This window comes from Luteolibacter arcticus (genome assembly GCF_025950235.1).
Taxonomy (GTDB): Bacteria; Verrucomicrobiota; Verrucomicrobiia; order Verrucomicrobiales; family Akkermansiaceae; genus Haloferula; species Haloferula arctica.
On sequence record NZ_JAPDDT010000001.1, the window covers coordinates 413,194 to 428,170 of the forward strand.

The window sequence follows — 14,977 nt, forward strand, 5'->3', positions numbered from 1 at the left end:
ATGACCTTTCCCCGGAAAATCGGACTGATGCTGTTGCTGGTGGCGGTACTCGCCGCGGTCGCGTATCACCAAGGGCTAAGCCTGCCATCGCTCCGGTGGTTCTACTCATTCCGCGCCACTCCGGACCAGATCCAGGCCGCTTCGGATCACGGGCATCTCATCACCGTTTTTGGAAAGGGCCTCATCCCGATCAACCCGCACCGGTTCCTGGAACACCAGCACGAGACGGTGGGAAATGTGTTCTGTGGCGTGCTGGCGTTGATCGCCATCCTGCTCTTCATCTTCGGCGGGAAATTCCAATGGAACCCGCTCACGCTTCGGCGCTTCTCGCGCTTCCGCTCGATCGGTCGAGGCTGGGTCGCGTTTCAACTGCTGATCCTGTTGCTGGTGCTCGCGATGCTCGACCAGGTGCTGGTCGGCAAGCGCGCGCTGGCAGTGAAATACGAGGGCCAGTGGTTCTTCCCCGCCTTCCGGGAGGAAGGGTATCGCGACAAGGAATTCGGCGGCACGGAGGATCAGGAGGTGAACTACCGGAAGCTCTACGCCGCATTCCGCGAGGCGAAGTCGGACAACAAGGTCTTCCTCCCGCCCGTCCCGTGGGATCCCACCTTCGATTCCGATGACGTCCAGCGCCGCCCCTTGGTCGAGATCGACGGCAAGCTGCATCGCTCCAGCAAACGCGAACCCTACAACGGCCAGGCGAGCCAGTTTCGTGAGGACAATCCCCGGATTCCCGTGCGCGCGGCCCGCTTCCGCAAGGGCCTGCGCGATGGCAGCACCTCGCTCTACGATGAGAAGGGCGAGTATGCCGGCCGCGAGGAGTGGAGCGCCGGCTCCCTGACTCAGACGACTGTCGAGGGCGAGGCCGGAAATGCGCCTGCCGGGTCGTGGTACGAACTGGTCTATCCGCCTGCGCCGCCCTTCTTCGGTTCGCGGGAAACGACGCACCTGTTAGGCACGGACTCCAAGGGCTGGGACATCGTCGCGCAGATGTACGGCGGGCTGCAGGTGATCCTGAAGGCGGCATTCTTCTACATTGTGCTGAGCTATGGCATCGGCATCGTGATGGGCTGCCTCGAGGGCTACTACGGCGGCTGGTTCGACATCGTGAGCCAGCGCATCGCGGAGGTGCTCAGCAACGTGCCCTTCCTGCTGGTGGTGATGATCATCACCGCGAACATTGGTCTCGAAAAGGTAACGTTGATCAACGTGCTGCTGATCTTCTGCCTGTTCTCGTGGATCAGTGTGGCGACGTACCTGCGGACCTCCACCTACAAGGAGAAGGCCCGCGACTACGTGGCCGCCGCGCGTGTCCAAGGGGCCGGCACCGCCCGGGTGATTTTCCGGCACATCCTGCCGAACGCGGTTTCCACCATCGTCACCTTGCTGCCGTTCAGCGTGGCGGGACTGGCGAGCATGCTGACCGCGCTCGACTTCCTGGGGTTCGGCCTGCCGGAGCGCTATCCGAGCTGGGGGCGCTTGCTGGATGACGGGACCTCGAATCTTTCCTCGCCGTGGATCGTCAGCTCGGTCTTCGGCATGCTGGTCTTCGTGCTGCTGGTGATCACCTTCATCGGCGAGGCAATTCGCGAGGCCTTCGACCCGAAAAAATACACGACCTACCAATGAAGCGCCTATTCCACATGATGGCGGCGGCCGTGATGCTGCTCGTGGTGCCTTCCTGCAAGAAGGGGGCGGAATTCCCGCCCTACGATAATACCGCCGAGCGCGAGGCCTTCTACAAGCGCTACAATGCCGAACTCGCCACGACGCTTGCCAAGCACAAGGCCGAACTCGAAACCGAGCTGGCCGGCACGACGCTCAGCGAGCAGGACCGCAAGGACAAGCAGCGCGACCTGGACGACACGGTGCGCCGCCTGCAGCGGCCCGCCTATTTCGAGGTCTTCACCGAGGCGGATCTGCCGCAGCTCGAGTGGACGACCAACCTGAACGAGCCCGAACTCGGATCGCCGGAGGCGAAGAAGGGTGGCACCTTTCACAGCTACATTCCCGGCGGCGGTTTCCCTCCGAACATCCGCACCTGCGGCCGTGAGGCGAACAACTCCTTCCGCAGCTATCATTTCGACGATATCGAACTCGCGCTGACCGGCTTCCATCCCGAGACGGGGGCCGTGATTCCGATCCTCGCCGACAAGTGGTCGATCGCCGGGGACGGCCAGACCGTTTACTTCCACATCGATGATGACGCGACGTGGTCGGACGGCAAGGAGGTCACCTCGGGGGATTGGATGATGACGTTCTACGTCTACCTTTCGAAGTATCTCACCGAGCCCTTCTACCGCGCTTACTACGGCGAGCAGTACTGGGGGATCTCGACCTACGGGAAGGACTACCTTTGCATCCGCCTCGGCACGCCGAAGCCGCTTGCGGCAGGCTTTGCCGGCTTCATCGTTCCCTTCCAGGAGGACTACTACCGCGAGTTCGGCCCGGACTTCGAACGGCGCTATGCCTGGCGTCCCCGGCCCACCACCGGGGCCTACAAAATCGAGGCAGAGGATATCGTCAAGGGTCGCTCGATCTCGCTGACCCGGGTCCAAGACTGGTGGGCGAAGGACAAGACCTACTTCAAGCACCGCTTCAATCCCGACCGCATCGAGTACCTGCAAGTGCGAGACGAGGGCAAGGTCTTCCAGATGTTCCTGCGCGGGGATATCGACACCTACCTCTATCCGGATCCGACGACTTGGTACGAGAAGAGCGAAGTGCCGAACGTCTTCAACGGCTACATCGAGAAGGCGACCTTCTACAACGAGTATCCCACGGTCTCGCGCGGGCTGTATTTCAATCTCAGCCGGCCGTTGCTCGATAACCTGGACATCCGCATCGGGCTCCAGCACGCGACAAATTGGCAGAAGGTCATCGACCTCGACTTGCGCGGCGATGCCGAGCGTCTGAACGTGATCGAGGGCGGCTATGGCGATCTCTCCCACCAGACGCTGCGCGCGCGGCCCTTCAATGTGGCGCTGGCACGCGAGGCCTTCGGCCGTGCCGGATTTACCGAGCAGGGACCGGACGGCGTGCTGAAGGACGCCCAGGGTCGCCGGCTCTCTTTCACCATCAACTACTCGCGGATTCCTGCGCTGATCCCGATGATGCTGCGTCTCAAGGAGGAGGCGATTCGCGCCGGGGTCGAATACAAGCTGGAAGCGATGGACCCCACCGCGGCATTCCAGAAGACCTCGCGCAAGGAGCATGAGATTGCCTTCACCGGTTGGCAGAACCAGCTCCCGACGCCCGACTACTACCAGGGCTTCCACTCGAAGGATGCCTACGAGCCCGGCACCAAGAAGCCGCGGCCCGCGACCAATAACATCAGCGTCTTCGCCGATCCCGAGGTGGACAAGATCCTCGAGGAAAACCGCAACGCCCGGAGCCTTGATGTCATTCGCGAGACCAGCCACCAGCTTGAGGAGATCTTTCACGAGCGCGCCGTGTGGGTGCCTGCCTACTACCGGCCCTTCTATCGCGTCGGCTACTGGCGCTGGGTGCGCTGGCCGGACAATTTCAACGTCCGCCTCGGCAACGAACCGGAGATGAACCACGTCCACTGGATCGACCCGGGTCTGCGCAAGGAAACGCAGGAGGCCATGACTCAAGGCAAGACCTTCCCGGAGAAGAGCCTGATCTTTGACCAACACCGGAAGAAGATCCAGAACCCGTGACGATGTGAATTGATGTCCGAACCCCTGCTCCAGGTCCGCGATCTGATCACCGCCTTCGATACCGATGCGGGGCTGGTCCGCGCTGTCGATCACGTGTCTTTTGATATTAGCCGCGGCAAGACGCTCGGCATCGTCGGCGAGTCGGGCTGCGGGAAAAGCGTCACGGCCATGTCGCTGGTGCGTCTGCTGCCCCAGCCTGCCGGCAAGATCCTGCAAGGCGAAGTCCTCTTCAAAGGCCGCGACCTCACCAAGCTCAAGCCCGAGGAGATGCGCAAGGTTCGCGGCAACGAGATCGGCGTGATTTTCCAAGAGCCGATGACCGCGCTCAATCCGGTGCAACGCATCGGGAAGCAACTTTCCGAGTGCTTCCTTATCCACAAGAAGGTCAGCAAGAAGGAGGCATGGGACGCAGCGATCGAGATGCTGCGGCTCGTGAAGATCCCCGCGCCGGAGATGAGGGCAGGGGACTATCCGCACCAGCTTTCCGGCGGCATGCGCCAGCGGGTCGTCATCGCGATGGCTCTCGCGCTGAAGCCGGACCTGGTCATTGCCGACGAGCCGACGACCGCGCTCGATGTGACCGTGCAGGCGCAGATCCTCGACCTGATGAAACGCCTCCAGGCGGAGATGGGGATGTCGGTCATTCTCATCACCCATGATCTCGGAGTCATTGCCGAGACCTGCGATGAGGTCGTGGTGATGTACGGTGGTCGTGTTGTTGAGCGCGCGCCGGTGAAGCAACTCTTCGCGCGGCCGCTGCACGCGTATACTCGCGGCCTGCTGGCTTCCATTCCGCGCTTGGAAACCCAGCGCAAGTCGACGCTGCCGGTCATTCCCGGGATGGTCGCCTCGCTGAAGGATTTCGTTCCCGGCTGCCGCTTCTGCCAACGTATGGAACGCCAAGGGTCCACCTTGCGCGAACGCCCGCCTTTCATCGAGGTAACGCCCGGCCATTGGGTGGAGGCCTGCCCGAGTTGCTACGCCTCATCCGACGTATGAAAAATATCAGGACCAGGATGGATGGGATGACCAGGATGGTTGAAAGCCTTCAGCTTCCACGCCGTGGGTTCTTATCCCAGCCATCCTATCCATCCCAGTCCCATTGGATTCCAGTGCCATGACCCCGATCCTTTCCGTCCGCGATCTCAAGGTGCACTTCCCGGTCACGGGGGGGCTTCTCATGCGCCAGATTGGATCGGTCAGAGCGGTCGATGGCGTTTCTTTCGACATCGCTCCGGGTGAGACCCTGGGCTTGGTCGGTGAGTCGGGTTGCGGGAAGTCCACGCTCGGCAAGGCCATCGTCCGCCTCAATGACATCAACCACGGCAGCGTCCACTTCGCTGGACGCGACATCACCCGTCTTAGTCGTGGAACGATGCGGCCGATCCGCAGCGACCTGCAGATGATCTTCCAGGATCCGGTCGAGTCGCTCAATGCCCGCCACAGCGTGCGCGAGATCCTTGAGGAGCCGTTGATCATTCACGGCCACGGTTCCGCGATGGAGCGCCGGAAGCGGGTGGACGAGCTGCTGGAGCGCGTCGGTCTACAAAGCGCCGCTGCCGACCGCTATCCCTTCGAGTTCTCCGGCGGCCAGCGGCAACGCATCGGAATCGCTCGGGCGATCGCGCTTAACCCGAAGCTCATCGTCTGTGATGAGCCGGTCTCGGCCCTCGACGTCTCCGTGCAGTCGCAGGTGCTGAACCTCCTGTTAGATCTGCAGCGTGACCTTGGCCTCTCCTATCTCTTCATCGCCCACGACCTCGCGGTGGTGAAGCATATCTCCGACCGGGTGGCGGTGATGTACCTGGGCAAGATCGTCGAACTGGCCGACGCCGATGCGATTTATCAACGGCCCAAGCACGCCTATACCAAGGCCCTGCTGTCGGCGATTCCCGAGCCGGACCCCACGTTGGTGAAAGACCGCATTCTGCTCGAAGGCGACGTGCCTTCGCCGATCGATCCGCCGAAGGGCAGTGCCTTCGGTCACCGGATGAGCCACCCGCGCTACCAAGAGACCGTTGGAGCGGACCTTTCGCTCCGCGAGATCGAGCCCGGTCACTGGGTTGCCGCGGACCCGTGCTGCCTTGAGGAAGCCGATTGGAGCAGGGTAACCAAAATGGTTGCATAATGGTTTTTGGCGCCCAGCGTGACGGGATGAACCTCACCATCAAGGGGATTCCCGAGCACGTGGGTGCCGCTTTGAAACTTGCAGCGGAGCGCTCGCACAGCAGCTTGAATGGCGAGATCATCCACCGCTTGAGCGCGTCATTGACGGGAGGAAACCGTGACCCTGAGACGCTTCGCATCGCCGAATCGCCTGACGACATGGCGGGTGCGTGGGAGGCCTTGGCCGGTGGGTGGGTGTCCGACTTGAGCGTGGAGTCGGAGATTGCCGCGCTTTATGAAACCCGCTCCGGAGGGCGGGATGTGGACGTTTCCTGGTAAGCGATGTTCCTCCTGGATACCGATACCTGCTTCGAAATCCTGCGTGGCAATGGCCGGGTCATCGCGCAGCGGCGAGGGGTGTATGCGCCCGTGGTGACGACCGAAATCACGGCGTCGGAATTGTTCTACGGAGCTGCGAAGTCGAAGGACCCATCAGCAAACCGCAAGGTGGTGCTGGAGTTTCTCCGCACCCTCCCCGTTCTGCCGATCTCGCTCACCGGAGCGCAGTTTTTCGGCAGCTTCAGGGCTCAGCTTCAGGCCGCCGGAAACCTGATTCCGGATGCCGATCTCTGGATTGCCTCCATCTCACGCGCGGTAAGGGCAAAGATCGTCACCGGGAACACGCGCGATCTCTCGCGTGTCCCCGGCGTCGAGTGTGTGGACTGGATCCACGCTTAGCGGCCTTTCGGCACCAGTCCGGCGCGGAAGACATTCTCGCCCGGGTAGGGGACGCCATCTGGCAGCGGGGTGTCGATGACCTCGATGCCCAGCAGCTTGAAGGCATCGAACAGCACCGCGCCGACGTGAGCGAATGCGACGGCCGCGTGGTGGTGGTAGCTCCCTAACAGCACGTGGCGATAGAAGCGGTGGAAGCCGGGGATGTAGGCGGTGCCGGTGCAGCCGAAGGTCTTCGGGTCGAGGTCGAGGAAGTGCCCCTCACAGATGTAGGCGCGCAGCTTGTCACCGTAGCCGTGGATCTGCACGACGGTGATCGGCGAGGCGGAGATCTGGCCTTCGATGGTGCCGCGGGTGATGTCCGGATCGGTGTCCGGTTCCATCAGACGCTTCATGATGAGCTGATACTTCATCTCCGGGTTCTTGAGCAGCTTGCTGGCGGTGTTGCCGCAGTGGAACATGCCGACCATGTCCTTGAGCGGGTAGTCCTTGAGCGACTCGTGGAGGTTGCCGGGGATCGAGTGGTTGATGTCCAGCACCGTGACCGTGTTGTCGCTGGCGTACTGGGCCATCAACTCGGCGACGAGCGAATAGGCGTCGTTCTCGCAGGCGATCGGGAAGCCCTTGTCAGCCATGCGGCCGTTGATGAAGCAGGGGACGTGCTTGAGCGAAAACTCCTGCTCCGACCAGCACTGGCTGGCCGCGCCGGAGAGTTGAAGCCGCTCGCGGAAGTTTCTAACAGCCTGCTCGTAGTCGGAGAGACGGGCCTTGAAATTCGGGTCTTCCGGGATCGAGGGCATCTCGGCCTTCTGCTCGTCGGCGATGGCCTTCGACTCCTGGATCGTCTTGATCTCGTTCTGCAGGTCGAAGAGGCCAAGCTCCTCGATCTCCACGCCGACCGATTGCAGCGACGCGAGGTTGTAGTTGCAGGTTTCGAAGTCGCGAGGGCGAGGGCCGAAGAGGCCGATGGTGGCGTTCTTCACGCCCTTCACCACCTTGATCATCTTCAAGAAGTGCGCGATCTCGGCTGCGCCCTCTTCGGCGGAAACCACCGGCAACTCCGGGATGTGGACGCGGTCCTGGACGTCGCGCTTGCGGATCGCCATCGCGGCGGAGAGCAGGCCACAGAGGGCGTCGCCACGCTTTTGGATCAGATTGATGGCGCTTTCCTCGGCCGCGGCGATGAGCAGCACGGGACCGGGGAAGGCTTTCACGAAAGCGGCGTCCTCAATCTCCGGCGAGAAGTTGCCGAGGAATAACACGGCGGCATCGCAACCGGCGGCGATGAGTTGCTTGGCGGCATCGGCGGCGTGCTGGCGCGTCTCGATGACGGCGCATTCAGCTTCCGGCAGCGTGAGCTCGATGCCGGCTGATTTGGTAGCGGCGACGAGCCTTTCCGAGCGCTCTGCGGCGAGCGCCCGGGGGAAGCAATTGCGGGACGCGGAAACGAAGCCGAGTTTGATGTCGGGCGAGTATTGGCCAAGCGGTAGGTACATGGTCGAACGTGGGTTAACGGTGATCCCGCGATTTGGTCGTGTAGCGCGGATTCATCATATTTCCGGAGAAGCGGATCGATGAAAGACCGTGGAATTAAACGTGCAAGTCGCGACTGAGTGCGTGGATTTGATCACAGCCGGCTTGGTGGTTTGCGACGCGCATTTGTAGGCAATCCCCACTCTCGCATTCCGCCGTTTCTCCATCGGATGCCGGGGCTTCGGCTAACAGTCGGACTCCGGGCTCGACATCCCTTTTATCAGGGGTTTCGGATCGTCACCATGAAGCTCCTTCCCTCGCTCGCCATCGGGGCGGCATTGTTCTCCGGTGGCCTCACTCCGGTCATTGCCCAAGCGCCGAAGCATACGTTCGAGATCGGCGAGAACGACCTGTTGCTCGATGGCAAGCGGATGCAGGTCCGCTGTGGCGAACTCCATTTCGCCCGGGTGCCGAAAGAGTATTGGCGGCATCGCCTCCAGCTATGCAAGGCGATGGGTCTGAACACGGTCTGCGCCTACCTCTTCTGGAATCTCCACGAGTTTGAGAAGGGGAAGTATGATTGGGAAGGTCAGGCCGATGCCGCCGAGTTCTGCCGGCTCGCGCAGGAAGAGGGCCTGTGGGTGCTGCTGCGTCCCGGTCCCTATGCCTGCGCCGAGTGGGATGGTGGCGGCCTGCCATGGTGGCTCTTGAAGAAGCCCGATATCGCGTTGCGCTCGCAGGATCCCGATTTCATGGCGGCCAGCAAGGCGTGGTTCGCCGAGGTCGGCCGCGTGCTCGGTCCGCTCCAGGTCACGAAGGGCGGCCCGATCCTGATGGCGCAGGTCGAGAACGAGTATGGATTCTACGGAAAGGACGCCGAATACATGGGCCGCATGCGCCAGGCGATGATCGACGCGGGCTTCGATATCCCGCTGTTCGCTTGCAATCCCACCGGCAACCTCGCCAACGGCCGCCGCGACGATCTCTTCAACGTAGTCAATTTCGGCAGCGACCCGGCGACGGGCTTCAAGAAGCTCCGTGAGATCCAGCCGAAGGGTCCGCTGATGTGCGGGGAGTTCTATCCCGGATGGTTCGACACCTGGGGGGCACCGCACCATCTCGGCAAGACCGACCAGTATCTCAAGGACCTCGAATACATGCTGGATGCCGGCGCTTCGTTCAGCATCTACATGGCCCATGGCGGCACCAGCTTCGGCATGTGGGCGGGCGCGGACCGGCCGTTCAAGCCGGACACCAGCAGCTACGATTACGATGCTCCCATCAGCGAGGCGGGATGGATTGGGGACAAGTTCGACCGCACGCGAACGCTCATGGCGAAGCATCTGCTGCCGGGGGAAACGCTCAGCGACCCGCCAGCACCGATGCCGGTCATGGCAGTTCCTTCGTTCACGCTGAGCCAGACGGCCGCCGTCTTCCAGAATCTGCCCACGGCGATCAAGGACACTTCGCCGCGGAACATGGAGTCCTATGACCAGGGTCACGGGTGCACGGTCTATCGCATCACGCTTCCCGCAGGACCGGCAGCGACCTTGCAGATCGGCCAGGTCCACGACTTCGGCTGGGTCTTCCTCGATGGGAAGGAAGTCGGCGTGACCGACCGGCGCTCGCGCCGCTTCAAGGTCAGCCTGCCCGAGCGCAAACAGCCGCAGCAGCTCGACATCCTCGTCGAGGCCATGGGCCACGTGAACTTCGGCACCGAGATCCATGACCGGAAGGGTATCCAAGGTAAGGTGCAGCTCGTCTCCGGCGGCAAGGCCACCGATGTCAGCGGTGAGTGGTCGGTCTTCCCGCTCAAGCTTGATGAACCGCTACTCTCCTCGCTGAAATGGAAGACCGGAGTTGAAAGCGCGCCGGGGCCGAAATTCTGGCGCGGCACCTTCAACCTCACCAAGGCCGCCGATACGTTCCTCGACCTTCGCAGTTGGGGCAAAGGCGTCATCTGGGTCAATGGCCACTGTCTCGCCCGCCATTGGAACATTGGTCCGACCCAAACCGCCTACCTTCCCGGCGCATGGCTGAAGGCGGGAGAAAACGAGGTGGTCATCCTTGATTTGTTAGGTCCTGAGAAGCCGGTGCTCGCCGGGCTGGAGAAGCCGATCCTCGATCAACTCCGGCCTGAATTGGACTTTGCCCGCAAGGGCTCGAAGAAGGGCGAGTTGGTTTTGAAGGGCCACAAGCCCGCGCTCGAAGCTGCCTTTGCTCCCGGTGCGGATGCGCAGGACGTGAAGTTTGCCAAGCCGCTCGAAGGCTCACAGTTCTTGCTCGAAATGCTCAACGCCCACGATGGCAAGCCCTTCGCCGCGATCGCCGAGCTCGATCTGCTCGACCCCTCCGGCCAATCGATTTCCCACGCAAGCTGGACGATTGCGTATGCCGATAGCGAGGAACTCACGGGCGAGGATGGCTCCGCGTCGAATGCGATCAATGGCCAGACCGCCGATTTCTGGCACAGCGAGTGGAAGGATGCGCAGCCGGGCTATCCGCACCACCTCGTGATCGACCTCGGCGACGCGACCAAGATCGGCGGCTTCCGCTACACTCCGCGTGCCGGGAACAATCCTGGGCGGATCAAGGACTACCGCGTATATGTTGGCGGCGGCTTTGTGAAGGAAGGGAAGTAGGAATCGCTGGGAGCGCGGAGCCTCTGGCCCGCAGAAGTACCTGACGAGTCCGCTTCTCTTTCATGATCGCATCGCCATCGCGGGAACCTCATCCTCTGTCTCCACTCGCTCACTGAGTCCCGGTTATACCCCTTGGAAACATTTCACAAGGTGCTTCCCCGCAGCAAGGCTGCTGGCTTGAGGTGGCAGCAGGGCTTCCGCAGTCATGGTCTCCGACTTCTGGGGCGGACTGGGATGAGGATGCGGAGCTGTTAGGTGCTTCTGCGGGCCAGAGGCTCCGCGCTCCCAGCGGGCTGCGCCGTGGGCGCAGTGTGGCCGCCTAGTGTAATTGAACGGTGGACCTGCAGGTGAAGCGGGATGAATCGCGCGGTCCCGGTGGGCAGGACGGTTTGTCTAACGCCATTCAGCTTTCTTCTCCACCCGGCTTCAGCCAGTAGAGGACCGCCATCCGCACGGCGATGCCGTTCTCGACCTGGCGGTTGATCAGGCTGCGCGAGTAATCCATCGCGCCGTCACAGAGTTCCACGCCGCGGTTCACCGGGCCGGGGTGCATGAGCCACAGGCCTTCGCCGTCGATCCGCTTGAGGCGCTCTTCCGTGATGCCATACACGCGGTGATACTCGCGCAGGCTCGGGAAGAACTGCACGTCTTGGCGCTCCATCTGGACGCGCAGCAGGTAGACCACGTCCGGCTTCCACTTCATCGCTTCCTCGTAGTTGGTGAAGCGGGCGATGTTCTCCGGGCCGGACTTCGGCACCAGCGAGCCGGGGCCGAGGTAGGCGACCTGGGCATCGAGCCGCTTGAGGATGGTGCTGGTTGAGCGCGCGACCCGGCTGTGGAGGATGTCGCCAATGACGAGCACCTTCCTGCCCGCGAGGCCTTCCGGATAGACTTCCTGCAGGGTGAAGGCGTCTAACAGAGCTTGGGTGGGATGCGCGTGGGCACCGTCACCGGCATTGATGACGCTGGCCTTGGTCATGCCGGCGATCATCGCGGGCAGGCTGCTGCGACCGTGGCGGACCACGATGTAGTCGGTGCGCATGGCCTGCAGCGTCTCGATCGTCTCGCGGACGGACTCGCCCTTCACCACCGAGGAATGCGGGACGTCGAAGTTGGTGACGTCTGCCGACAGTCGCTTGGCGGCGACCTCGAAGGACGAATGGGTGCGGGTGCTCGGCTCGTAGAAGAGCATCAGGACCGACTTGCCCTTGAGTGCGGGGACCTTCTTCACGGAGCGGGTGAAGAGTTCCTTGAACGGGACTGCCTGGCCGAGGAGGAGATCGATTTCTTCCCGGCTGAGCGATGAGATGTCGAGGAGGTCCTTACGGGCCATTGGGATTGAATTGATGGATGATTCCGAAGACGGCGATGAGAACGGCGAGGATGATGATGAAGCCGCCGTGATGGCGCGAGCGCGGCTTCTTCAGCATGAACCAGCCGGCGAACAGCAGCCCGATGGCGCAACAAGCGACGAGCGCGCCGAAGCCTCCCTTGTCCAGCCATGGCGCGCGCGACAGGTCGATCACCCATTGGTATTGCAGGTCCGGCTCGGGGATCTTCGGAGAAAACGCGGCGAACAGGCCACAAGCGGCACCTGCCAACGGAAAGAGATAGCCGAGCACCACCAGCGGCCACGGGGCGGCGAGCTGCTGGATGTAGGCAATCGCCTTGTCCGGAGGCGCAGCTTGGATGCGGCGCAGTTCCATCAACTCACGATCCTCGTGGCGACGGAGCGGGATGCCATTCTTCGTCTCGACCGGGGCAAGCGGACTTCGTTCCGGATTTCGCTCGGATTTGCGGAGCGAGCGGACGGGCTTGGCGGGGAGAGACGCTCGTTCCGGCCTCTCCGGCGCAGGGGCGACGGACTCGGTCACCTCTGCATCGGTGTCGGGATCCGGCGCGGGGGTCGTGTCTGGAAGGACGATGTTTTCCGCTGCTGCCGGTTCCGCTTCGGGGTCGGTCTCGCCGGAAATACCCAGCGACTCGCGGAGCTTCGCGATTTCCTCGGCGGATTTCCGTCGTTGGGGAAGCATGGGAGCGTCTGTCAGGCGGGTTGCTTGGCGACGATCTCGACCTTGTCCTCGCCATCGGTCGTCTCCAAGGAAACATGCACGTGATCGTGCCGTGAGGTCTCTAACAAAATGCCGGTGTAGTCCGGTTGGATCGGCATTTCGCGGTGGCCGCGATCGATCAGGGTGGCGAGTTCGACCTTCGCCGGGCGACCGTAATCCGACAGCGCATCGAGCGCGGCGCGGATGGTGCGGCCGGTGAAGAGGACGTCATCGACCAGGATGATGTGTGCGCCATCGACGGTGAAGGGGATGTCGCTTTCCTGCAGCTTGGGGTTCTCGTGGAGGTGCTCGTAGTCGTCGCGGTAGAGCGAGATATCGAGCGTGCCGAGTTCGAGCTCGCGGTCTTCTTCGGCGAGTTGGTTGCAAACGCGCTCGGCGACTTCGTCGCCGCGGCTGCGGATTCCGACGAGAGCGATCGGCTTGCCCGCGGTACGCTCGCGGATGGCGGTGGCAAGGGCGGCAATGCCTTGCTCGATGTCGTCTGGGCCGAGGGTGCGATTCATGAATAATAGTGGAGCGTGCCCTATGGCACATCAGTCTTCGAAATTGCAGATGCCGATGTCGCGGCGGCGTTGCATGCCGGCGAAGGACACGAGATCGGTGGCGGCGTGGGCGTTGGTGACGGCTTCGTCACGGGTCTCGCCGCGGGCGACGAGGGCGAGCACGCGGCCGCCGTTGGTCTCCCATTCGCCCTGGCCTTTGCGCTTGGTGCCGGCGTGGTAGATGCGCGCGGTCTCCACGGCATCGAGGCCGGAGATCACGTCGCCGCTGCGAGAGGTTTCGGGGTATCCGGCGGAGGCGAGGACGACGCAGACGCTCCAACCTTCGTCGAAGGAAATCAGGCCGGGTTCCAGCTCGCCCTTCGCGCCGGCGAGGCAGAAGCTGGCGAGGTCGCCCTTCACCAGTGGCATCACGGCCTGGCACTCGGGGTCGCCGAAGCGGCAGTTGTATTCGATGACCTTCGGGCCTTCGGGCGTGAGCATCAGGCCGAAGTAGAGGAAGCCGCGGTAGGGCAGGTTATCCTTGCGAAGGCCAGACACGGTTGGTCCCACGATCCCTCTTTCGATCTCCGTCAGCAGTTCCGCAGGGATCAGCCTGCGGCTCGCCACGGCTCCCATGCCGCCGGTGTTCGGACCGGCATCGGCTTCGCCGAGTCGCTTGTAGTCGCGGGCCGGAGTAAAAATCAGGTAGTGGTCATCGACGATCGCCGCGAAGATCGAAATTTCGGGGCCAGTCAGGAAATCCTCCACGAGCACGCGGCCGGGACCGAAGCGATTTTGCGCGAAAACCTCGTCGAGGAAGGCGGTGGCTTCCGGTTCGGTCAGGCACACCGCGACGCCCTTGCCAGCGGCGAGGCCGTCGAACTTGAGCACGGTCGGGTATTTCCCTCCGATGGCGGCGACGGTCTCGTCGAGAGTGGCGCAGGCGACTGCCTTCGCGGTCGGGATGTTGTGGCGCTCCAGGAAGGTCTTGGCGAATTCCTTGCTGGCCTCGAGCTGCGCGGATTGAAGGTGCGGCCCCCAGCAGGGAATGCCGGCCCTTTCGCAGAGGTTGGCGAGGCCCTCGCCCTTGACGAGGTAGCTTTCCTCGCCGGCCACGCAGAGGCCGATGTCGTTTTCCTTCATCCAGCCTACCAGCGATTCAAGGCCATCGGCCGGGACCGGCTGGGCGAGCTGGAAGATCGCGTCGCTGCCGGGAAAACAGAACATCTCGGGCCGTCCCGGCGATTCCGCCAGTGCCCGCACCAGCGCGTGCTCGCGCCCACCTTTTCCCACGACGACGATCTTCATTTGGCGCGGGGGGTTTTGGGGTAGGGGAGCGGCGGACTCAACCCCGGATTTGGGCACACGTCATGACGTAATGGTCCGGCCGGCGGTCCCGTGGGACGCTGTGGGCATGAAGAACGCCGCCCGCTTCGCTTTCACGCTCGCTCTCGCCGGTGCCTGCCTCGGATGGCTCCCGCAGGAAAAGGGCAAGCGGAAGATGCGCATGGCTATTGCCCCGGTGGCCACGGCAACGACCGCCCAAGCGGTCTGAACGACGGTCCTGCCCCTGAAAAAGTTCCCCCAACCACTATGAGCACCCCCGTCCTCTTCGCCTTGGCTTTGATCACTTTCTACGTCGGCATCACCCTGACTTTCCTGGAAAAGGACGATTCGGTCGATGCCCCGCTGCCCGCCTTGGCCCGGGTTCCGATCCAGCAGGCCGCCCGTTGAGCGCTTGCGGGTAATTCGCGCTTCGCAGCGGCGGGCCGGCAGTTACACTG

14 protein-coding genes are annotated in these 14,977 nt (G+C 62.8%); 9 read left to right on the plus strand and 5 right to left on the minus strand.

What is annotated here, in order from left to right; all coding sequences use genetic code 11:
• From OKA05_RS01670 to OKA05_RS01695, 6 genes are all read left to right on the plus strand, one after another.
• A complete protein-coding gene (locus tag OKA05_RS01670) occupies positions 1 to 1,629 on the plus strand; it encodes an ABC transporter permease subunit (RefSeq protein WP_264485349.1) in 1,629 nt (542 codons plus the stop codon).
• Positions 1,626 to 3,683, plus strand: coding sequence for an ABC transporter substrate-binding protein (locus OKA05_RS01675; protein WP_264485350.1), 2,058 nt, complete (start codon positions 1,626 to 1,628; stop codon positions 3,681 to 3,683). Before OKA05_RS01670 ends, OKA05_RS01675 begins: the two co-directional genes overlap by 4 nt.
• Before the next feature lie 12 nt (positions 3,684 to 3,695).
• A complete protein-coding gene (locus OKA05_RS01680) occupies positions 3,696 to 4,682 on the plus strand; it encodes an ABC transporter ATP-binding protein (protein WP_264485351.1) in 987 nt (328 codons plus the stop codon).
• A gap of 118 nt (positions 4,683 to 4,800) precedes the next feature.
• The gene (locus OKA05_RS01685; protein ID WP_264485352.1) at positions 4,801 to 5,811 is read left to right on the plus strand and encodes an ABC transporter ATP-binding protein; all 1,011 of its coding nucleotides are present in this window, start codon (positions 4,801 to 4,803) and stop codon (positions 5,809 to 5,811) included.
• 26 nt (positions 5,812 to 5,837) lie between these two features.
• The gene (locus OKA05_RS01690) at positions 5,838 to 6,128 is read left to right on the plus strand and encodes a hypothetical protein (protein ID WP_264485353.1); all 291 of its coding nucleotides are present in this window, start codon (positions 5,838 to 5,840) and stop codon (positions 6,126 to 6,128) included.
• Positions 6,129 to 6,131: 3 nt separating this feature from the next.
• Positions 6,132 to 6,527, plus strand: coding sequence for a type II toxin-antitoxin system VapC family toxin (locus tag OKA05_RS01695; protein ID WP_264485354.1), 396 nt, complete (start codon positions 6,132 to 6,134; stop codon positions 6,525 to 6,527).
• On the opposite strand, the gene OKA05_RS01700 is transcribed toward OKA05_RS01695, so the two are convergent.
• Complete coding sequence (locus OKA05_RS01700) at positions 6,524 to 8,020, minus strand: L-fucose/L-arabinose isomerase family protein (RefSeq protein ID WP_264485355.1); 1,497 nt, start codon at positions 8,018 to 8,020, stop codon at positions 6,524 to 6,526. The genes OKA05_RS01695 and OKA05_RS01700 overlap by 4 nt on opposite strands.
• Positions 8,021 to 8,299: 279 nt before the next feature.
• Between OKA05_RS01700 and OKA05_RS01705 the strand changes: the two genes are divergently transcribed.
• On the plus strand, positions 8,300 to 10,639 hold the full coding sequence (locus OKA05_RS01705; RefSeq protein WP_264485356.1) for a beta-galactosidase: 2,340 nt from the start codon (positions 8,300 to 8,302) through the stop codon (positions 10,637 to 10,639).
• A 403-nt stretch (positions 10,640 to 11,042) separates the two neighbouring features.
• On the opposite strand, the gene OKA05_RS01710 is transcribed toward OKA05_RS01705, so the two are convergent.
• Genes OKA05_RS01710 through purD form a run of 4 tightly spaced genes read right to left on the minus strand, consistent with a single transcriptional unit; the run spans position 11,043 to position 14,501 of the window.
• On the minus strand, positions 11,043 to 11,972 hold the full coding sequence (locus tag OKA05_RS01710; protein WP_264485357.1) for an aspartate carbamoyltransferase catalytic subunit: 930 nt from the start codon (positions 11,970 to 11,972) through the stop codon (positions 11,043 to 11,045).
• Complete coding sequence (locus OKA05_RS01715; RefSeq protein ID WP_264485358.1) at positions 11,962 to 12,672, minus strand: hypothetical protein; 711 nt, start codon at positions 12,670 to 12,672, stop codon at positions 11,962 to 11,964. Before OKA05_RS01715 ends, OKA05_RS01710 begins: the two co-directional genes overlap by 11 nt.
• A gap of 11 nt (positions 12,673 to 12,683) precedes the next feature.
• On the minus strand, positions 12,684 to 13,214 hold the full coding sequence (gene pyrR, locus OKA05_RS01720) for a bifunctional pyr operon transcriptional regulator/uracil phosphoribosyltransferase PyrR (protein ID WP_264485359.1): 531 nt from the start codon (positions 13,212 to 13,214) through the stop codon (positions 12,684 to 12,686).
• A 30-nt stretch (positions 13,215 to 13,244) separates the two neighbouring features.
• A complete protein-coding gene (gene purD / locus OKA05_RS01725) occupies positions 13,245 to 14,501 on the minus strand; it encodes a phosphoribosylamine--glycine ligase (protein ID WP_264485360.1) in 1,257 nt (418 codons plus the stop codon).
• A 106-nt stretch (positions 14,502 to 14,607) separates the two neighbouring features.
• Here purD and OKA05_RS01730 point away from each other — a divergent pair, with 106 nt between their 5' ends.
• Positions 14,608 to 14,748: a hypothetical protein gene (locus OKA05_RS01730; protein ID WP_264485361.1), complete on the plus strand. Its 141-nt coding sequence runs from the start codon at positions 14,608 to 14,610 to the stop codon at positions 14,746 to 14,748.
• 38 nt (positions 14,749 to 14,786) lie between these two features.
• A complete protein-coding gene (locus OKA05_RS01735; protein ID WP_264485362.1) occupies positions 14,787 to 14,927 on the plus strand; it encodes a hypothetical protein in 141 nt (46 codons plus the stop codon).
• Positions 14,928 to 14,977: the final 50 nt, after the last annotated feature.